The 22,355-nt window shown below is 70.7% G+C and carries 4 protein-coding genes; 1 reads left to right on the forward strand and 3 read right to left on the reverse strand.

Annotated features, from left to right (window positions below; genetic code table 11):
- Window positions 1-5: 5 nt before the first annotated feature.
- Both ABFT43_RS08230 and ABFT43_RS08235 read right to left on the reverse strand, forming a co-directional pair.
- Window positions 6-1,226, reverse strand: a complete 1,221-nt coding sequence (locus ABFT43_RS08230) for an ABC transporter permease family protein (protein WP_347959888.1) — start codon at window positions 1,224-1,226, stop codon at window positions 6-8.
- Between the two features lie 9 nt (window positions 1,227-1,235).
- A complete protein-coding gene (locus tag ABFT43_RS08235) occupies window positions 1,236-19,556 on the reverse strand; it encodes an amino acid adenylation domain-containing protein (protein WP_347959889.1) in 18,321 nt (6,106 codons plus the stop codon).
- Between the two features lie 810 nt (window positions 19,557-20,366).
- On the opposite strand from ABFT43_RS08235, the gene ABFT43_RS08240 reads away from it, so the two are divergent.
- A complete protein-coding gene (locus ABFT43_RS08240; protein ID WP_347959890.1) occupies window positions 20,367-20,870 on the forward strand; it encodes a MarR family winged helix-turn-helix transcriptional regulator in 504 nt (167 codons plus the stop codon).
- A gap of 576 nt (window positions 20,871-21,446) precedes the next feature.
- Here the strand turns inward: ABFT43_RS08240 and mmsB are convergent.
- Window positions 21,447-22,316, reverse strand: coding sequence for a 3-hydroxyisobutyrate dehydrogenase (mmsB, locus tag ABFT43_RS08245; protein ID WP_347959891.1), 870 nt, complete (start codon window positions 22,314-22,316; stop codon window positions 21,447-21,449).
- Between the last annotated feature and the right edge of the window lie 39 nt (window positions 22,317-22,355).

Genomic DNA, 22,355 nt, shown 5'->3' on the forward strand with positions numbered 1-22,355 from the left:
CGGTTTCAGCAACTGCCGATCGGGCCTCCCTTCAGGGCCACCTCGGCCATGCGGAACGGCGAGCAGTTCTGCGCCGCCGGGCGCGTGGACTGGCTCGGATCGACCTGCGAGACCGCGGGCTTCGGCGCCGGCGGGACCGGGAGCTGCGGCAGTTCGGGCAGCTCGATCCGGGGAAGTTCGACGACCGGCACCTTCACCTCGGGGAACTTGATCTCCGGCAGCTTGACCTCGGGGATCTCGATCTTTGGCGGTTTGACCTCCGGAAGCGTGACCGCCGGGACCCTCGCCGCGGGCGGCGCGATCTGCCTGACCGCCGGGACCGGCGAGAGCGGCTTCGGGACGATGCCCGGTTCCGCCGGCGCGGACGCGTTGCGCTGGTGCTGCCGGTGTGCGGCCTCGTGGTGCTTCGGCTGCGGCTTGTCCAGCGGGACCGTCCAGCCCTTCTGGTAACCGTGCGCCGCACCGATGGCGATCCCCGCGGTGACCGCGGGCAGCGCGACCAGCGTGGCGACGAGGGCGGTGCCGACCAGTGGTCCGACGACCAGACCCGTGGGCAGGAACGGGATTCCGAAGAGGAACCCGACCAGACCGCCGGTGGGTGCGCCGATCGCCAGACCGATCGGCAGGACCGCAGCTCCGCCGATCACACCGCCGACGACGGCGTCACCGACCATCTGTTCGGCCACCTTGTCGGCCCTGGCGTCCGACACACCGTTGCCGCGCAACACATCGGAGATGGCGCGGACGACATCCTCGGAGCCCGCGGTGATCGCTTCGGCCGCCTGCGGCGAGATCGAGCCGGGACGACGGAAGTCGATGTTGCCGACCTTGATGATCGAGCCCGGCGCAGCGACGGAATCGGCCACCGGTCGTGCCGGGACCTTTTTCACCACCGAACCGGACCGCCACGACGCGACCCTGGAAACCCCTTGCGGCACGGAGTTGTTCGCGAGGGTGTGCGCCACCACCACCTGGGATGCGGGGCGGGCCTGTGACCGCAGCGCCACCGGCACCTGCGTCGGCGGCGCCCCGCCGGGGGTGATCGCCGGGAGCAACCCGTGGTTGGCGGCTCCCGGAGGTGAAAACGCCGTGGTGTCGGCGTTCGCCGGTGCCGTCACCGCGAACGACGCTGCCATCGCGCATCCGAGAAGCGCGATGGCCGGGCGGCGAACGCGGTCACCCTGGAAGTGGAACCGGCGTGTTTCGGACGTCCCTGACCTGCTCATGGACTGACCTCATTTCTCGATGGTGAATCTCCCATTGTTGAAAACGCTTGACCCCGAACGGTCGTCCTCACGGCCGTGTGCGCGGGTCATGTGTTGATCGAGAACTTCGGCGATCTGCTCGATCGCCTCGTTCTCTGTCATACCCAGGTGGTGCACGTCGACGTCGACGTTCACGACGTCGCCCTGGACGAACGGCAACCACCCGTTGTGCCCCGACGCATCTGCGCGCCGGTCACGTGTTGCGGTGAAATAGGCCAGATCGACGTCGACGACGGGAGGCCGCCAGTCGCCGATGGCCCGGATCAGCATGTTGTACGTCTCGGTGAGACGCTCGATCGCCGCCGCGTCGATACCGGACCCGTCGGTACCGAACATGGCGCCGGCGAAGTCCGCCCCGAGATGGTCGACGATCTGCTGCGCGGCCTCCTGCGCGGTCGCGTCCTCGTCCACGAAGTCGATGCCGAGCACCGGCCCCAGGTTGCCGAGGAGTTCACCGGCCGTGATGTCGCGGATCTCGCCGACGTCCACCGCATCGGCCTCGGTGTCGAGCATCGCCAGCAGGGCGACCTCCTCCCCCGCCGCCCGCATCTGCGCGGCGACCGCGTGGGCGATGACACCGCCGAGCGACCAGCCGAGCAGGTGGTACGGCCCGTGCGGCTGCACCCTGCGGATCTCCTCGAAGTACCGCCGGGCCAGCGCCGAAACCGTTGTGGGCCCTGGTGTCTCACCCGCGAGCTGTGGCGCCTGCAGGCCGTACACCGGATGTCCGGGAGCAAGTCGGCGTCCCAGCGTGTGATAACACCAGGACAACCCCGAGGCGGGATGGACGCAGAACAGCGGCGGCTCGTCGCCCATCGGCCGGATCGGCAGCAGGACGTCGAAGCCGAGCGGCGCCATGGCGTCGAACTCCATGGACTCGTCGAGGTCCTCACCCATCTCCAGACGGTCGGAGATGCGCCGCGCCAGATCGGCCGGGCTCGATGCCGACAGCATCATCCTGATCGGGATGTCCACGTGCAGTTCGTTCCTCAGCTCGTTGACGACCTGCACCGACCGCAGCGAGTTGCCGCCGAGCCGGTAGAAGTCGTCGTCGGCGCCGACCCGCGACACCCCGAGGACACGCTCGAAGGCGTGCACGATCTCGCTCTCCAGCCAGGTCGACGGCGGGCGGTAGTCCGCAGTGCGCAGTTCCGGCTTCGGCAGTCGCTTGCGGTCGAGCTTGCCCGACGAGGTGAACGGGATCTCGTCGAGCACCAGCACCGCGGTGGGCATCATGTAGCCCGGCAGCGACCCCGATGCGAACGCCAGCACGTCGTCGGTGTCCACCGACTCGACCGGTGCGCCGTTGGCCGGGACCACATAGACGACGAGGAACTCCGCGGCGCTCGTCGTCCCGTCGGCGCCCACGTCGTCGGCCGTGGTGACGACCGCGACCGCGCGTGCGACGGCGGGGTGGGCCGCGAACACCGCCTCGATCTCACCGAGCTCGATCCGCAGTCCGCGCAGCTTCACCTGGAAGTCACTGCGGCCCAGGTATTCCAGCTCGCCGGTCCGGCGCCGCCGGACCAGGTCGCCGGTGCGGTACATCCGCTCCCCCGGCACGAACGGATCGGCGACGAAACGCTCGGCGGTCAGTCCCGGCCTGCCGTGATAGCCGCGGGCGACCTGCGTACCCGCGAGGTACAGGTCGCCGACCACCCCGTTCGGCACCGGATGCAACCGCGAATCCAGCACGTAGGCACGGGCATTCCACACCGGGTGGCCCATCGGCACCGGGCCGGCGTCGTCGGGCCGCGCTCGGAATGCGGTCGCGTGCACGGTGAATTCCGTCGGGCCGTACAGGTTGTGCAACTCGACGCCGGGCAGCATCCGCCGGGCGGCGGCGACCACGTCGGGACCGAACGCCTCGCCCGCGACGAGCAGCGCGCGCAGCGAGTCGAGCGATCCGGCCGGCGCGGCGTCGGCGAACACCGCCAGCATCGACGGCACGAACGAGGTGATGGTGACGCGCTCGGCCGCGATGACCCCGGCGAGGTGGTCTGGATCGGTGTGCCCGTCCGCGCGCGCGATCACCAGCCGGGCGCCGACCGCGAGTGTGCCGAACAGCTCCCAGACCGACACATCGAAGGTGGCCGGGGTCTTCTGGAGCACCACGTCGTCGGGGGTGAGCCCGTACTCGTCGCAGATCCAGCGGATCTGGTTGACCACCGCCCGGTGGGTGATCGAGACGCCCTTCGGCCGGCCCGTCGACCCGGAGGTGAACAGGACGTAGGCGAGGTTGTCCGGCCGCAGCGGCGCGCGACGATCGGCGTCGGTGAGCGGTGCGTCGGCGAAACCGGCGAGGTCGATGCCGTCCAGCGAGGTCAGTTCGACGACGGGTTCGGCGGTGGCGACCATGTGGTCGATGCGCTCGGCCGGATGGTCCGGATCGAGCGGCACATAGGCGCCACCGGCCGCGAGGACGGCGTACATCGCGGTGACCTGGTCGAGCGAGCGCCTCATCCGCAGCGCCACCCGGGTGTCGGGTCCGACGCCGCGGGAGACGAGCCACCGCGCCAGCCGGTTCACCCGGCGCGCGAACTCCGCGTAGGTCAGCGTGTCCCCGCCCGCGGTGACCGCGGGGCGGTCGGCGAACCGCTGCGCCGCCCCGGCGAAGACCGACGCGAGGGTCTCGGCGGGATCGAGCTCGTGCGCGGTCGCGTTGCACCGCACCAGCACCTCGTCGCGTTCGGCCTCGTCGAGCAGCTCGACGTCGCCGATCGGCCGACGCGGATCGGCGGCGAGCGCCTCCAGCATCGTCACGAGGCGATCCGCGAACCCGGCGACGGTCGACGCGTCGAAGAGATCGGTGGCGTAGGTGATCCCGCCGGTGATGCCCGCGGGCGCCCCGTGCTCGTCGTAGTTGTCTGCGACCGTGACCTGCAGGTCGAACAGCGACAGACCGGTGTCGGGTTCGACGGCCGTCACAGAGAGGTCCGGCAATTCGATGCCGGAGCCGGCCATGTTCTGGAAGGCCAGCATCACCTGGAACAACGGGTTGTGGGCGTCCGAGCGAACCGGGTTGAGCTCCTGGACGAGTCGCTCGAACGGCACGTCGGCATGCCCGAATGCGGCGAGGTCGGTCTCGCGGACCTCGTCGAGCAATTCGCGGAACGACATCCCGGGCCGCAGCCGGGTCCGCAGGACCAGCGTGTTGACGAACATGCCGATCAGGTCGTCGAGTTCGCGTTCGCCGCGGCCGGCGTACGGGGTACCGATGGTGACGTCGTCGGTCGACGCCAGGCGTGCGAGCAGGGCGGCCAGCGCCGCGTGGAACACCATGAACAGCGTGGTGTTGTGGGCGCGGGCGACCTGTTGCAGCGCCGCGTGCAACTCGGCGTCGATCCGCATCGGGACGGTGTCGCCCGCGTACGACTGCACCGGCGGGCGCGGACGGTCGGTGGGCAGTTCCAGCAGCGCCGGCGCGTCCTCGAGCTGCCGTGTCCAGTACCGGATCTGGGCACGCAGCAGCGAGTTCTCGTCGTCATACGAGCCGAGGACCTCGCGCTGCCAGATCGCGTAGTCGGCGTATTGCACCGGCAGCGGATCCCACCGCGGCGCCTCCCCCTCGACCCGCGCGACGTACGCGGTCATCAGGTCACGGGCCAGCGGCGGCAACGATGAGCCGTCGGCGCCGATGTGGTGGATGATCACCGCGAGCACCCACTCGCCGCCGCCGAGGTCGAACAGCCGGATCCGCAGCGGGACCTCGGCGGTGACGTCGAAGGGCTGGGCGAGCAACTGCGACATCGCCTCGTCGAGCCGGTCCTGTGACACCTGCTCGGTGACGATCGGGACACGTTCGGGTTCGGGCGGCAGGATCACCTGCGCCGGTTCGGAATCCATGTACGGGTACACCGTCCGCAAGATCTCGTGGCGTGCGACCACGTCGTCGATCGCGGCACGCATCGCGTCGACGTCGAGCCGTCCGGACAGTCGCACCACGATCGGGATGGAGTACGCGGCCGAATCGGGTTCGATGCGGCTGAGGAACCACATCCGCTGCTGCGCGAACGAGAGCGGAACCCGCTCCGGACGCTCCCGTGCGACCAGCGGGACACGCCCGCTCGCCGCGTGGGATTCGGCGCGCGCGGCGAGCTTCGCGACCGTGGGTGCCTCGAAGATCATCGCCACCGGGACCTCGGTGTCGAGGGCCGCGCCGATCCGCGACACCACGCGGGTCGCGGCGAGGCTGTTGCCGCCGAGGTCGAAGAAGTCGTCGTCGGCGCCGACACCGCCGGTCACGCCGAGGACGTCGGCGAAGACCCCGGCCACGATCTCCTCGACCGGCGTCGACGGGGCACGGAACCGCTGCGACGTGATCATCGGGGCGGGCAGCGCCTTGCGGTCGAGCTTGCCGGACGGCGTCAGCGGGATCTCGTCGAGGACGACGACGGCCGCGGGCACCATGTACGGCGGCAGCACGTCGGCGAGCAGGCCGCGCAGCTTCTCCCCCGACACCACCGCGCCGGGCGCGGGCACCACGTAGGAGACCAGACGGGTGCCGACCGCGGCGTCGCGACGCGGCACGGTCGCCGCGAAGCTGATCTCGGCGTGGGCGGACAGTGCGGCGTCGATCTCACCGAGCTCCACCCGGAAGCCGTGGATCTTGACCTGGAAGTCGTTGCGTCCCAGGAACTCCAGATTGCCGGCGGTGTTCCACCGGACGACGTCGCCGGTGCGGTACATCCGCTCGCCGGGCCGGCCGTACGGATTGGCCACGTACCGCGACGCCGAGACCCCGGGCCGGTTCAGATAGCCGCGCGCCAGGGCCCTACCGGCGACGTACAGTTCGCCGGCCACCCCGACCGGCACCGGCTGCATCCGGTCGTCGAGGACCAGCGCCTGCATCCCGGCGACCGGGGTGCCGATGGTGGACCGCTCCCCCGCCGGGATCGGCTCGGTCGCGGTCGCGACGATCGTCGCCTCGGTCGGGCCGTAGAGGACCCGGAAGCGACGGGCGGTCGCCGGGTCGTCGCCGACCCAGCGGCTGATGAGGTCGGTGGGGACCTCGTCGCCGCCGGACATCACGAAGCGCAGGTCGTCGAGGTCCTCGGGTTCCACCGACGCCAGGGCCGCGGGGGTGACGAACGCGTGGGTGATGCGCTTCTCGCGCAGGAAGTCACCCAGTTCGCGCCCGCCGCGGACGGCGGTCGGGGCGACCACGAGCGCCGACGACGCGCTGATCGCGTACAGGATCTCCAGCAACGACGCGTCGAAGGACGGGGACGCGAAGTGCAGGACCCGCGACCCGGGGCGCTCGTCGTCGTCGACGTGCAGCGTGGCGAGGTAGTCGGCGATGCCGGCGTGCGTGACCACCACGCCCTTGGGCACGCCGGTGGACCCGGAGGTGAACACCACCCAGGCGGCGTTCTCCGGACGCAGCGGCCGGATGCGGTCGGCCTGGGCGATCTCCCCGTCGTCGGAATCGGCGATGTGTGCCGCCTCGTCCGGGTCGTCGAGGACGACCCACGAGACGTCGTCCGGCAACGCGGACCGCGCCGCCCGCGTCGTGATACCCAGCGTCGCACCGGAATCGCCGATCATCTGGGTGATCCGTGCAGTCGGGTAGTGCGGGTCGACCGGCACGTAGGCGGCGCCGGTCTTGACGATGGCCCACCACGCGACCACCGAGTCGAGCGACCGCTCGATCGCCATCACGACGCGATCCTCGGGGCCCGCGCCGGCCGCGATGAGCCGGTGCGCGAGCCGGTTCGAGCGGCGGTCGAGTTCGGCGTAGGACAGTTCGGTGTCGCCGGCGATCACGGCCGGGCCGCGGGGGTCGCGGCGCACCGCGGCGGCGAACACCTCGGGCAGCGTGACCGTCGCCGGCAGCGGATCGAAGCCGGGCCGCGGCCGGCCGATCCGCGACAGCAGGTCGGCGCGCTCGTCGGCGCCCAGCCAGTCGATGTCGCCGACCGGGGTGTCGGGCCGGACCACGACCGCCTCGAGCACACGGCGCAGGCGCTGGACGAAACCGGCGACGGTCGCCTCGTCGAAGAGGTCGCGGGCGAACATCATCGCGCCCGAGATACCCTGTGGCGCACCGTCTTCCCGGTAGGAGTCGGAGACGACGAGTTGCAGGTCGAACTGGCAGACCCCGGCATCGGCCTGTTCGCGGGTCACCGTCACGTCGGGCAGCTCGACCCGCGCCCCGGCCAGGTTCTGGAAGGCCAGCGCCACCTGGAAGATCGGGTGGTGCGCGGAGGAGCGTTGCGGGTTGAGTTCCTCGACGATCCGCTCGAACGGGACGTCGGCGTGCTCGAACGCCCGCAGGTCGGTGTCGCGGACCCTGCCGAGCAGGTCGGTGAAGGAGCCCTGCCCGTCGACCGCCGTGCGCAGAGCGAGCGTGTTGACGAACATGCCGACGAGATCCTCGAGGCCGGGCTCACCGCGACCGGCCACCGGGGTGCCGATGACGATGTCCTCGCCACCGCTCAACCGGCCCAGCAGCGCGGCGAGTGCGGCGTGCACCACCATGAACAGCGAGGTGTTGTGGGCCCGCGCCAGTTCCGTGAGCCGGGCGTGCAGGTCGGGTTCGATCTCGACCGGCACGTGGCCACCGGCCAGGCTTGCCACCTGCGGCCGCGGCCGGTCGGTGGGCAGGTCGAGCACATCGGGGATCTCCGCGAGCTCGGTGCGCCAGTACTCCAGCTGCGCGTGCATGAGGGACTGTGGATCGTCTTCCTCGCCGAGCACCTGGCGCTGCCAGAGCGCGTAGTCGGCGTACTGGACCTCCAGCGGTTCCCAGTCCGGCTCGTGCCCGGCGTGGCGCGCGGCGTACGCGGTCATCACGTCCCGGGCCAGGGGAGCCATCGACTGCCCGTCGCCTGCGATGTGGTGGACGACCAGGACCAGAAGGAATTCGCCTGAGGTGTCGCCGGTTCCGGCGGAACCCGTGGTGCGGTTCTCGTCGAGGCGGATCAGCGCCACCCGCAGCGGCGGACGGGTCGTGACGTCGAAGCCGCGGCGGACGAACTCGCCGACGACCTGCGGCGCGTCGGTCTCGGGGACCTGCCGCATCTCGACGGTCGCGGCGACCCGGTCGAGGACATGCTGGTACGGCTCGCCGTCGACCTCCGGGTAGATCGTCCGCAGGACCTCGTGGCGGCACATCACGTCACCGAGCGCGGCCTCGAGCGCCTCGATGTCGAGGTGCCCGGACAGCCGCAGGATCACCGGGATGTTGTAGGCGGGTGACTCCGGTTCCATCCGGTTGAGGAACCACATCCGCTGCTGCGCCGGCGACAGCGGGATGCGTTCCGGACGCCGGGCCGGCGCCAGCGGGATGCGGACGCCCTGCAGCGACCCGGCGAGTCCGGCGAGGGACGCGACGGTCGGCGCCTCGAACAGCGCGCGGACCGGGATGCGCACCCCGAGTGCGGAACCCACGCGGGCCGCGACCACCGAGGCGCTGAGCGAATCGCCGCCGAGGGCGAAGAAGTCGTCGTCGGCGCCGACCCGCTCGACCCCGAGCACGTCCGCGAAGGTCTCGGCGACGAGGGTCTCGGTCGGGGTCGACGGGGCGCGATAGGCGCGCGCCGCGAAGACCGGCGCGGGCAGTGCGCGACGGTCCAGCTTGCCGGTCGGGGTACGCGGGATCTCGTCGAGCACGACGACGGCCGCGGGCACCATGTAGGCGGGCAGCCTGTCGGCGAGGGCCTCGCGCAGCTCGTCGCCCGACAGCGTCGCCCCGGGCGCGGCGACCACGTAGGACACCAGCATCTGCGGCGAGCCGTCGAAGCTGCGCGCGAGCGTCGCGGCGTAGGCGACGTCGTCGCGCGCCCCGAGCACGGCATCGATCTCCCCGACCTCGATCCGGGTGCCGCGAATCTTCACCTGGAAGTCGTTGCGGCCCAGATATTCCAGTGCGCCGTCCGCGGTGCGTCGCACGAGGTCGCCGGTGCGGTACATACGCTCGCCGGGTCCGCCGAACGGGGACGCGACGAAGCGGGTCGCGGTGGTGTCGGGCCGGCCGCGGTAGGCAATGGCCAGGCCGGGCCCGAACAGGTACAGCTCGCCGACCACGCCGTCGGGAACCGGACGCATCCAGGTGTCGAGGACGACCGCACCCACCGACGCGATCGCGCGGCCGATCGTCACCGGGCGGCCGGGGTCGAGGACGGACGCGGTCGCCCAGATGGTGCCCTCGGTGGGGCCGTACAGGTTCACCATCCGCCGGCCCGGCGCCCACCGGGCGATCAACTCGGGCCCGACGGCCTCGCCCGCGGTGGCGAGGACACGCAGGCTGTCGAGGCCCTCGTGGGGAACGGTGGCGATCGCCGACGGCGTCAGCACCGCGTGCGTCACCGCCTCGTGGCGGATCAGTTCGGCGAGTTCGGGACCGCCGTAGACGTCCGGCGGCGACACCACCAGCCGCGCCCCCGCCCCGTGCCCGATCAGGAGCTCGAACACCGACGCGTCGAAGCTCGGCGAGGACACCTGCAGGACACTGGCGCCCGGATCGACGTCGAGGACACCGCCCTCGGCGGCGACGATGGCCGACAGGCCCCGGTGGCTGACCTCCACGCCCTTCGGAGTGCCGGTCGAACCGGACGTGTAGATGACGTATGCGGGCTGGTCGGGCAGGATCGACGCATCGCGCTCGGCGTCGGTGACGGGCTCGGTGGGTTGGGCGTCGAGCAGGCCGAGGACCTCCTCGTCGTCGAGGACCAGCCATTCGAGGCCCCTGGGCACGCCGGGACCGTCCAGGGTAGCGATCCCGGCGTGCGTGAGACCCAGCCTGACCTGACCGTCGGAGAGCAGGTATCCGATCCGGTCGGCAGGCAGGGTCGGGTCCACCGGCAGGAACGCCGCGCCGGTCTTGGCGACAGACCAGACGGCGACGACTGCGTCGAGCGAACGCGGCAACACACAGGCGACGACGTCGCCCCGCCCGATCCCGTGGGACAGCAGGAGCCGGGCCAGCTGGTTCGACCGTTCGTCGAGCCGGCCGTACGAGACCGAGGCACACGCGGTGGTCACCGCGATCGCCTCGTGGTCGCGCCGGACGCTCGCCGCGAGGATGTCGGGCAGCGTCCGGGGATTCGGCGAGCGCACCGGTTCGGGCACGTCGAGCGCGCCGCCACCGTGGACGAGCATGCCGAGCCGGGTGTCCGGGTCGTCGGCGATGCGGGCGAGGCATTCGACGAACAGGTCGACGATCTCTCGCGCGCGCCCGGCCCCGAATTCGTCACGCCGGTACCGCAGCGTGACCGTCAGACCCGAATCCCCGTCGTCGACGACGTTCTTCGGCGCGACGACGACGCTCAACGGGTACGGCGTGGCATCGACCCCGGAGATCCCGTCGACCCGCAATCCTGCCGAGGCGACGAGGTCGGCGAGCATCTCCTCGCGCAGCGGGAAGGACTGGTAGGCCAGCGCGGTGTCGAACAGGTCGGTGTGGCCGACGGCGCGCTGGATGGCCGGCAGGCCCACGAAGTGGTGGTCGAGCAGCCGGGCGTTGTCCTCTTGCGCGCGGATCAGCATCTGCCGCAACGTGGACGACGGGTCGAGCCGCACCCGGACCGGCACCGTGGTGAGGAACATGCCCAGGGTCCGGTCGACGTCGGGCAGTTCCGGCGGGCGGCCGGCCACCGCCGACCCCAGGATCACGTCGGTCTCGCCGGTGAGGACTCGCAGCACCAGCGCCCACGCGGTGGACAGCGCGGTGGAGACGGTGACCGCGGAATCCGCGGCGACCGAACGCAGTCGCGTGAACTCCTGGGCGGGCAGCTCGGCGACGATCTCGTCGGCGACGTCCCCGGTCATCGCGGTGTCGAGGCGGCTCACCCGCGTCCCGGCCTCGACGTCGCCGTACGCCCGGGCCCAGGTCGCGACCGAGGCCTCGTGGTCCTGCTCGCCCAGCCAGACCAGATAGTCGCGGTAGGACGGCGCCGGACCGGCCGTCGCGATCCGCGGCGGGTCGCCGTAGAACTCGAGGAGTTCGCCGATGAGCAACGGCATCGACCAGCCGTCGAGGATCACATGATGATTGGTGATGTGCAGCGCGTAGGTGTCGGCGCCGAGCCGGACGAGGGTGAACCGGATGAGCGAGGGGACGCCGAGATCGAAGCCGGTGGTGTCGTCCTCGGCGGCGATCCGTTCGGCCTCGGCGGCCGCCGCCTCGGGCGTCCGGTCGCCGAGGTCGATCTCACGGAAGGCGACGTCGACCCGGCCGACGACGACCTGGCGCGGGCCGCGCGAGGTCTCGACGAACGCGGCGCGCAGGATGTCATGCCGGTCGACGAGGGCCTGTGCGGCGGCACGCAACCGGGCGGCGTCGACCTCGCCGGACAGCCGGATCGTCGACCGGACGGTGTAGTTGTCCACCGCGTCCGGGTCGAGCGTCGAGTGGAAGTGGATGCCCGCCTGCGTCGGGGAGAGGGGCCACACGTCGACCAGGCCCGGGTAACGGTGGCGGAGGACCTCCTCGTCGGTCTCCCCGAGTTCAGCGAGATCGGTTGCCCGCGAGGGCGTCCCGGCCCCGGTTCCGGCGGATGGAACCTCGGCGAGCTCGGCAAGCGCAGCCACCGTCTGGGCCTCGAAGACCTGTCGGCCGGTGATTCGCAGTCCGGCGTCCCGCGCGGCAGCGACCAGCCGCATCGAGACGATGCTGTCGCCGCCGAGTGCGAAGAAGTTGTCGTCGGCGCTGACCTCGTCGACCTCGAGCACCTCGGCGAACAACCGCGCGAGTAGTTTCTCGGCCGGGGTCTCCGGCGGCCGGCCGCCTGCGGTCTCCGCACGGAAGTCCCAGATGGGCAACGCCTTACGGTCGATCTTGCCGGTGCGGGTGACCGGCATCGCGTCGAGTTCGACGACCGCGGCCGGAACCATGTAGTGCGGCAACCACTTCGCGAGATCCTCGCGCAGGGCGTCGACGTCGAGCGCCTCGCCCGGCGTGCCGACCACGAACGACACGATGAGCGGCTGATCCGCTGGGCCCGGCTGGACGACGGTGGCCGCCTGCGCGACCGACCGGTGCCGGCTGAGCCGCGCGTCGATGTCACCGGTCTCGATGCGCAGGCCGTGGACCTTCACCTGGTCGTCGTTGCGGCCGAGGTACTCCAGCTCCAGACCGTCGCGGCCGCGAACCCAACGCACCTGGTCACCGGTGCGGTAGAGCCGCTCCCCCGCCGGCGACCGTGGGTCGGGGACGAAGCGGCCGGCGGTGAGCCCGGGCCGGTCGTGGTAGGCGCGGGCCACACCCGGGCCGCCGAGGTAGAGCTCGCCGACCACCCCGACCGGGACGGGCCGCAACCACGGGTCGAGCACCAACGCCGAGACCCCGTGGATCGGCCGGCCGATGGTCACCGGCTGCCCGGGCCGCAGGTCGTCGGCGGCGGTGGCCCAGATGGTGCACTCGGTGGGGCCGTAGTGGTTCATCAGCCGCCGGCCGGGCGCCCACCGGTTGACGATGTCCGCGCCGGTCGCCTCCCCGACGACGGTGACCGTCGTCAGCGACGGCACCTGTGCGGGATCCATGGTGTTGAGCGCGGTCGGGGTGATGATCGCGTGGGTGACCTGCTCGGTCCGGATGAGGTCGGCGAGTTCGGCGCCGCCGTAGACGTCCTGCGGCGCGATGACCAGGCATGCGCCACAGCTGTGGGCGTTGAGCACCTCGGACACGCAGGCGTCGAACCCCGGCGAGGCGACCTGCAGCATCCGCGACCCCGGTCCCATGCGGAAGTGGTCGGCTTGCGCCACGACACGATCGGCGATGCCGCGGTGGCTGATCTCGACCGCCTTCGACCGGCCCGTCGACCCCGACGTGAAGATGAGATAGGCGGCGGAGTCGGGATGGACGAGGTCCGGACGCATCGGCTCGGTGTCCGGACCTGCCGCGGACTCGTCTGTCGCCTCGTCGATCCGCAGCCACTCCACGCTCTCCGGCAGGCTGGGCAGCATCGACGTGGTGGTGACGCCGATGGCGCACTTCGCGTCGCCGATCAGTTCGGCCAGCCGGTAGGCGGGATTGCCCGGGTCGAGCGCGACGAACGCCGCACCGGTCTTGGCGATCGCCCACATCGCGACGACCAGGTCGACCGACCGCGGCACCGCGAGCGCGACGAACCGCTCGGGGCCGGCGCCCCGCTCGGCGAGGTCGCGCGCGATCGCAACGGCGCGGCGGTCGAGCTCGCGGTAGGTCGACGTCCGACCCTGCCAGCGCACGGCGGGCTCGTCGGGGAACCGGCGCGCGGTGTCGGTCCAGATGTCGCCGAGCGCGCGCGGCGGCACCGGCGCCGGGCCGTCGACCCGGACCAGTTCGGCGAACTCGGTGTCCCAGCAGGGCGACACCGCCGCGACCTTGCGGTCGGGTTCCGCGGTGATCTGCTGCAGCAACAGCGTGAACCGTTCGAGCAGCAGTTCCGCGGACTCGGCGTCGAGGCGCGTGGTCGCGTACTTGAGGATCAGCTCGAAGCGGCCGTCGCCGCTCGGGCGCGGCGGGGTCACCTGGAGGCTGACCGGGTACGGCGTCGCGTCGCGGGCGACCCGCCCCTTCCACTGCAGGCCGGCCTGCGCCAGCAACCGGTTGACGCCCTCGGCGTCGAGCGGATAGGACTCCAGAACCGTTGCGGTGTCGAAGATGTCGGACATCCCGGCGGCCCGTTGCAGTTCCGCGAGACCGATGTTGCGGTGATCGAGCATCGAGGCCTGCTCGGTCTGGATGCGCGCCAGCAGCTCGGCGACCGTCTCGTTCGGCTCCAGCCGCACCCGCACCGGGAGCGTGTTGATGAACAGGCCGACCATCTGGTCGACGCCCGGGATGTGGGCGGGACGGTCGGAGACGGTGTTGCCGAAGACGACGTCGGTGCGGCCGATCATCGTCGACAGCAACAAGGCCCACGCGACCTGGATCGCGGTGTTCGGCGTGACGCCGTGGGCACGGCCGAGTCCGAGGATCGCCTCGGAGGTCGCGGGATCGAGGTCGCAGTCGACCTGTGCGACCCCGGCGGTCCCGGCGTTGCGGTCGCCGCCGCCGGTCAGATGCGTCGGGCCTTCGATGCCGGAGAGCATCTCCTGCCAGGCGCGGACCGTGGCGTCGTGGTCCTGGGAGGCCAGCCACTGCAGGTAATCCCGGAACGAGCGGGGCTGCGGCAGCCCGGAGGTGTCGCCGTCGGCGAGGTAGCACAACAGCAGCTCGTGGACGAGCAGCGGCGTCGACCAGCCGTCGAGCACGATGTGGTGATTGGTGAGGACCAGCGTGTACTCGTCGTCGTCGACCCGGGCGAGGTGGAACCTGATCAGCGGCGGCCGGGCGAGGTCGAAGGGGGCGTTCTCCGCGTCGATGATCCGGCGCAGCTCCCGCTTCCGCTCGACGGGGTCGGCGATGCGGGTGAGGTCGGAGTCGGTCCATTCGACCCAGACCTGACCGAGCACCAGTTGCCTTGGTCCGGAGGGGGTTTCGACGAACGCGACGCGCAGGCTGTCGTGTCGGTCGAGCACTTGCTGCGCGGCCCGCCGCATCCGATCCGGCTGCAGCGTCCCGGCGAAGGCGAGTTCGGCCTGGACGACGTAGCCGTCGGTCGCGGCGTGAGCTTGCCCGCCGGTGCTGTCGGAATGGGGGTCGTTCCCGTCGGGGCCGTTCCCGTTGAAGGTCGCGTGGAACAGGAGCCCGGACTGCAGCGCGGTCAGCGGCCACACGTCGGTCAGCGACGGATACTCGCGCGACCAGCGGTCGATCTCGTCCTGGGTGACCTCCACGAGCGGGAAGTCCGACGGGGTGAACCCTCCGGAGTGCTCGTCGCGCACGTGCCGGGCGATGGCGCCGAGCGCGTCGATCCACAGCCGGGCGAGTTCCTCGACGTCGGCGCGGTCGAGGATCTTCGACGCGAATTCCCAGGTGGCGTCGAGTTCGAGACCGGCGGGCCCCGGGTCGGCGATCGCGTTGATGTCGAGGACCGCGGGCAGCGCCATCATCGGGTCGGCGGTGCCGGCCAGCGCGTCGAACTCGCGCGACGGCGCCCAGGGACCGGCGTGCTCGCGGGTGCCCGCGCGGCCCAGGTAGTTGAAACCGATCTGCGGCTCGGGTCGGTGGCCGAGTGCGCTGCGGCCGGCCGGATCGAGGTGGCGCACCATGCCGTACCCGATGCCGTTGTCGGGAATGGCCCGCAGCGTCTCCTTGACCGCCCTGATCGCCGCGCCCGCGCTCGCACCGCCGGAGAACGCGTCGTCGAGGTCGAGGCCGGCGAGGTCGAGGCGCACCGGGTACCGCGAGGTGAACCAGCCGACGGTCGAGGTGAGGTCGGCGCCGGGCACCGCCGCCTGCTCTCGGCCGTGGCCCTCGAGGGCGATCAGCTCGGCGGCGGGATGCGAGCCGCGACGGGCACGCCAGCGCGCCAGCGCGAGCGCGAGGGCCGCGAGCAGCGAGTCGTTCGGACCGCCGTGGAACCGACCGGGTGCGGTGGTCACGACGGCCTCGGTGACCTCTGTGGGGATGCGCAGCCGGATCCGGCCGGCGGTGGACACGACGTCGCGCCGCGGGTCGAGCGGCCGGGGGCCGAGGGGCCGCTCACCCGGCGCGAGGGTGCGCCTCCAGTGGTCGAGTTCGGCGGCGGTGCGACCCGAGGCGCGTTCGACGAGACCGTGGACCCAGCGCCGGACCGATGTGGTCGGACGACTCAGCTGCGGCGTCATGCCCGACGCGACCTGCTGCCAGGCGACCGCGAGGTCGGCGAGCAGGATGCGCCAGGACACCCCGTCCACCCCGAGGTGGTGGACGACCAACCACAGCAGATCCGGACGGTCGCGGTGCCGCGAGGTCATCCAGACGAACCGGGTCAGCACGCCGGCACGTGGATCGAGATCGTCGGCGGCCGACTGCAGGTGCTGGTCGACCTCGTCGGCGTCGCGGCGTTCGAGGACGACCTCGACGAGCGAGTCCGCGGCGTCGACGGTGCCGCGGTCGCGGACCTCGACGTAGCCCTCCCCCGGCTGCTCCTCGTGGAGTACCGCGCGCAGGATGTCGTGGCGGTCGATGACCGCCTGCAGCGCGCGGATCAGGCGGTCGCGGTCCACGTCGTCGGGCAGCTCGATCAGCGCGGCCTGCCCGAAACGGTCAAAGTGACCGCGTTCGAGCATCTCGTGCATGATCGGCGCGAGTGGGAACGACCCGACCGCGCCGCCGGGCAACTCGTGCAGCGCGGCGTCGTCGGTGACCGCACTCGCCCGCGTCGCCAGCGCCGCAACGGTCTTGCACTCGAACACGTCCTGGGTGGTGAACGCCAGACCGGCCGCCTTCGCGCGGGATACGAGCTCGATCGAGGAGATGCTGTCGCCGCCGAGGACGAAGAAGCTGTCCTCCGCACCGACCGACTTGACCCCGAGCACCTCGGAGAACAGCTGTGCGATCTTGTATTCCGCGGGTGTCGATGGCGGCCGCCCGGCGCGCGTCGACGCGAACACCGGGGCGGGCAGCGCTTTGCGGTCGACCTTGCCGAACGGGTTGAGCGGCAACGACTCCAGCGGGGTGATCACCGCCGGGACCATGTGCGGCGGCAGGGTCTCGCGGGCGTACCGGTTGAGCTCGGAGACGTCGATCCGCCGGCCCGCGGACGGCACCACGTACGACGCCAGCACCGTCGCGCCGGCGTTGTTGCGCACCGGCACGGTGATCGACGCCTCGACGTCGTCGTGCTCGACGAGCGCCGCGTCGATCTCCCCCGGCTCGATGCGGTAGCCGCGGATCTTGAGCTGGAAGTCGGTGCGGCCCAACAGTTCCAGCGACAGTTCACCGTTGCGGACCACCCAGCGGGCGAGGTCGCCGGTGCGGTACATCCGCTCCCCCGGCGCCCCGTGCGGGTCGGCCACGAACCGTGCGGCGGTCTGCGCGAACAGGTTGCTGTAACCGCGGGCCAGACCCGGCCCCGCGAGATAGAGTTCGCCCGCGGTGCCGACCGGGACCGGCTGCAGCGCGGGGTCGAGGATCATCATCGACGCCCCGCGGATCGGGCGTCCGACGGTGAGGTCCTCGTCGGGTGCGATCAGGCCGCCGGCCGCGGTGATCGTCGCCTCCGTCGGCCCGTACTCGTTGATCATCCGTGCCCGGCGCGTCCAGCGTTCGACGACGTTCGGCGCGGTGCGGTCACCGCCGACGACGACCACCCGCAGCCGGGTCAGCGGCTCGGGGTCGACCGTGGCGAGCATCGACGGGGTGAGGGTCAGGTGGGTGACACCCTCGTCGGCGAGCAACTGTGTGAGCCGGTCCCCGCCGATGACCTGCGGCGGCACGACCACCAGCGCGGCACCGCTCGCGAAGCAGGTGAGGAACTGCTCCATCGACGCGTCGAAGCTCGGCGACAGCGCGTACGACACCCTCGACTCGGCGTCGAGGCCGTAGACGGCGATGCGATCGGCGATGAGGTTCGCGAGGCCGTTGTGGGTGACCTGCACGCCCTTAGGCACACCGGTCGACCCGGACGTGTAGGTCATGTAGGCGACGTTGTCGGGGCGCAGCGGCCGGATACGGTCCTCGTCACCGACGGGGTCGGCCGGTCCGGCGCCCGCGTGGTCGAAGTCCTCGAGGATGACGCGGCTCGTCGACTCCGGCAGGCGATCGGCGAGGTCACCGGTCGTGACGGCGACATCGGCGCCGCTGTCGGCGACGATGTGCTCGATACGTTTGCGTGGGTAGTCCGGGTCGACCTGGACGATGGCCGCCCCGGACTTCGCAACCGCCCACGCAGCGGCGACAGTCCACCCGGACCGTCTGAGGAGTATCGCCACGGACGTGTCCGGCCCGCAGCCGGCCTCGATGAGGCGGTGCGCCAGGGACGTCGAGATGGCGTCGAGATCGGCATAGGTCCACCGGTGGTCCTCCGCGACGACCGCGGTGCGGTCGGGGTGGCGCCGAGCGGTGTCGGTGAGGATGTCCGGGAGCATCCGCGGCGCCACGCCCCGCGCGCCGCGGACCGGCAGCAGTTCGGCGCGCTCGGATTCGGTGAGCAGTTGCAGGGTGCCGACCTGGTCGTCGGGTGATGCGCTCAGGAACGCGTGCAGGAAGCGCAGGAAGCGCTCGTGATGCCCGGCGAGTTCCTCGCGTGTGTAGATGTTCGGGTTGCCCTGGAAGTCGATGTGCGTGCTGTCCGGGCCGGCCCCCGGGTAGATGTTCACGAACAGGTCCGAGGTGGGACCGGACGTGAGGACGTGCAGACGACCGGCGACGTCGCCGAACACGACCTCGCTGTCGACGAGCATGAGGTTCACCGCGGGCCCGAACGACGACGCCTCGTCGCGGGAGATCCCCATGTCGCGGAAGATGTCCTCCTGGCGGTAGCGCTGGCGCCGTAGTGCGCTGAGCAACTCGCCCTTGGTGGCGGTCACGACCTCGTCGAGGGTTCGGCCGGCCACCGGGACGCGCAACGGCACGACGTTGGCGACCATGCCGCCGGAGCGGCGGAGCACCGCCGAGTGCCGGCCCGAGACGGGCAGGCTCAGCAGGACCTCGCCACTGCCGGTCATGCGGGCGAGGTAGGCGGCGAACGCCGCGACGATCACCGGGGTGACGCCGCCGTCGCGCGACGCGTCGTCGAGCAACCGGGCGGTCTCGTCGGGCAGCGGCGTGCTCACCAGGATCGGATGCAGCGTCGGCTTGCCGGGACGTCCCGCGAGGCTGACGACCGGCGGTGCGCCATCGAGGTGTTCCTTCCAGTACTTGCGGTCGTTCTCGTATCTCGACGACCCCGGGTACGAGGCGTCCTGCTCGATGATGTCGGCGAGATCGCTTGCGGCGCAGGGCGGTGGCTCCTCCCCGCGGATCGCGGCGTTGTAGCGCTCGGTGATGCGCCGGACCATCGTCACCGCACCGAACCCGTCGAGCGCGATGTGGTGCGCCCGCAGGTACCAGAGCCAGTGCTCGTCGCCGACGCGGTAGACGATGCTGACCATCAGGTGGTCGTCGAGCAGGTCCAGCGGACGCGAATAGTCCTCGGTCATCAGGCGATGCGCGGTGGCAACGGGATCGTCGTGGTCGCGCAGGTCCACCGTGTATGCCGGCGCACCCCGGGACTCGTCGACGTACTGCCTCGGCTCACCGTCGACCACTACCAGTCGCAGGTACCCGGAACCGAACTCGCGGCCGGTGCTCCGGGCTGCCTCCTCGAGCGCGTCGGGGTCGAGCGGGCCGTTGATCTCGACGTATTGCGCAACCGAGATGGGCAGGTCGCCCGCAACGTGCTGGGCGAACCAGATCCCGCGCTGAGCAGCGGACAGAGGGAGGGTGTCGGCTCGTGACCGCACACCCTCCGACGCAGCGTCGTGAGACGTCACGAAGTTCTTCTCCGAGATGGTCACGCGGCCTCCCATGCGTCGTCATTGACTGCACCCGTCGGGACTGGGGGCTGACCCCGAACGGATCCTCAGGACCACACGAGATGCACTTCCACTTCAACGGAAGAATGGGCGTGTGGGCCCCCTGGATAGTTGTCGCCCCGTCGACAAGAACGAACCTTACGCCCGCGATTATTTCCGTCACAACGAATTTCGAGAAGCGGCGCAACACGATCAACGCCGCCGCGAAATGTCTCGGAAAGGTGACGGCGCAGAATTCGTTCGATCGGACTACCCGGTGATGAATATCGATTTCTCACGGTCGGCGACGATATGAGTTCGCGGATCGTGCAGAGACGAGGGTACGTCCGCCATCGGTGACCTGCAACACTCAAACTAGTTGATGTAGACCACATTTCACCGCCCACGCATACCGGCGAAGCCGGACATTCCGCCCATATCTCACGTTCCGGAATGATGATTAGCCATGTTAGCTAAGGGGCCGTTTCAGATCACCTCACGCAATCGTGACCATTCGTACATATCAGCTATACCATTCGGTGAAGTGTCCGAATAATGTTTCGATTTACGCAACTGTCGTCCCATCGATGGACACGACAGAATCGAACGCCGAGCAGCGGATATCGTTGGCGTCTTTTCATTGTCTCAGGCGTCACATTTGTTTCAGACGTTTCTGCCGGAAACCCGGCATGGTGCGCACATCGGCGGTGGTCGCACCGGCATCAACCGGCGCCCGAGATCTCGGACATGCCGGGTCGGCGACGGCTGGCGTGCCGTCGATCATCAGGCGCGCAGGCACATTAGGGTGTGAGCATGGCAGGGCGCAGCATGGACTTCGACCCCATCGCCGAGGCCCGGGAGAACTGGACCCAGGCCGGCTGGGGCGACGTCGCCGACGGCATGGTGGCGGTCACCTCGGTGATGCGCGCACACCAGATCCTGCTGGCCCGTGTGGAGGCCGCGCTGCGGCCGTTCGACCTGAGTTTCTCCCGCTTCGAGCTCTTGCGGCTGCTGGCGTTCTCGCGACAGGGTGCGCTTCCGATCACCAAGGCCAGCGACCGCCTGCAGGTCCACGTCACCAGCGTCACCCACGCGATCCGTCGTCTGGAGGAGAGCGGCCTGGTCCGCCGGGTCCCCCATCCCACCGATGGCCGCACGACACTCGTCGAGATCACCGACCTCGGGCGGTCCACCGTCGAGGAGGCGACGACCGTCCTCAACGAGAAGGTCTTCGCCGACGTCGGGATGTCCTCCGACGAGATGGCCGCCCTGGTGCGGGCGATCCAGTCGTTGCGGAAGCACAACGGGGACTTCTGAGCGGCCTGTGTGACGATGTGCCCGGATCCGGCCCGACGTCATACAGAAGTTGCCGGTCGCACGCCACGGCCCGCGGCTGCGCCCGCTGCGTCGAGAATTCGTGGACATCGCCGAACCGACCGTCGCGACGCCGTGTTCTCCACCGGGGAGGCACGCGAATGAGGTCTCAGCTCATCGTCGATTCAGCGGGGGTGGCCGGCGGGGGTCGGAGGGCGTCGCGCGAGACGTCCGACTCGCGGCCGGGCACGCCCGGTCGGCGCGGACCCGGGCCCGCATCACCGTCCTCTCGGTACACGAGGGTCTGCGGGCCACTGCGATCGCTGGACCGTCGACCCAGGCGCATGCGGGCACACCTGCTCGACTTCACCTGGGCACATCTGACGGAGTGGCCCGGCGCCGTCGTCGCAGAGGTCGATACAGTGCTCCGGCGGCCGGCGTCGTGATCACGTTGCTCTCGTGCCCGGTTGCCGGGCACAAGCGCAGCCGGAGCCGGGCAGTTCCACGAAAAAGATCCCGTTGCGTTCTGCCCCGGCGGCAACCGGGACGGAACGCAACGGGATCTCCGTCAGACCCGGGTCAGTGCAGCGTCTTGATGATCGCGCTGAAGTCCAGGTCGCCGTGCTGTTCGGCGAAGGCGCGGTACAGCTGTGCGGCGTGGGTGCCGAGCGGTGCACGCGAACCGGTGCTGGCGATGGCGTCCATCGCGAGACCGAGGTCCTTGTTCATCAGGGCGGTGGCGAAGCCCGGCTTGTAGTCGTTGTTCGCCGGCGAGGTCGGGACCGGGCCCGGGACCGGGCAGTTGGTCTCGATGGCCCAGCAGTTGCCGGTCGCACCGGTGACCACGTCGTACAATGCCTGGTCGGACAGACCGAGCTTCTCGGCGAGGACGAACGCCTCGCCGACCGCGATCTGCTGGACGGCGAGCAGCATGTTGTTGCACACCTTCGCCGCCTGGCCCGCGCCGGGACCGCCACAGTGGATGATCTTGCCCGCCATGGGATCCAGGGTTCCGCGGGCGGCCGAGAAGGCCTCCTCCTCGCCGCCGACCATGAAGGCCAGGGTGCCCGCGGTGGCGCCCTTGACGCCGCCCGACACCGGGGCGTCGACCTGCGCGAGGCCGTGCTCGACGGCCCGACGATGGATCTCCCGGGCGTCGTCGACCGAGATGGTCGACGAGTCGATGAGCAGGGCACCGGTCTGCGCGGCCGGCAGGATCTCGTCGTAGACCTTCTTCACGATGCCGCCGTTGGGCAGCATGGTGATCACGACCTCGGCCCCGGAGACGGCCTCGATGGCCGCGGGGAACGTCTCGATGCCGTTGGCCTTGGCGGTCTCGACCGCCTGGGGCCCCAGGTCGAAGCCGCGCACGGTGTGACCGGCCTTGACCAGGTTGGCCGCCATCGGGCCGCCCATGTTGCCGAGGCCGATGAAAGCAATCGTCGTCATTGTCTTTGCTCCCTAGTGTTTGCCTGCGAAACCGATGCG

The organism is Gordonia aurantiaca (genome assembly GCF_039939235.1).
In the GTDB taxonomy this organism is placed as follows: Bacteria; Actinomycetota; Actinomycetes; order Mycobacteriales; family Mycobacteriaceae; genus Gordonia.

What these genes read in the sequence shown, in the direction of transcription:
- ABFT43_RS08230 (WP_347959888.1), bottom strand. Translation starts at nt 1,226, where the DNA reads ATGAGCAGGTCAGGGACGTCCGAAACACGCCGGTTCCACTTCCAGGGT.
- ABFT43_RS08240 (WP_347959890.1), top strand. Translation starts at nt 20,367, where the DNA reads ATGGCAGGGCGCAGCATGGACTTCGACCCCATCGCCGAGGCCCGGGAG.
- mmsB (WP_347959891.1), bottom strand. Translation starts at nt 22,316, where the DNA reads ATGACGACGATTGCTTTCATCGGCCTCGGCAACATGGGCGGCCCGATG.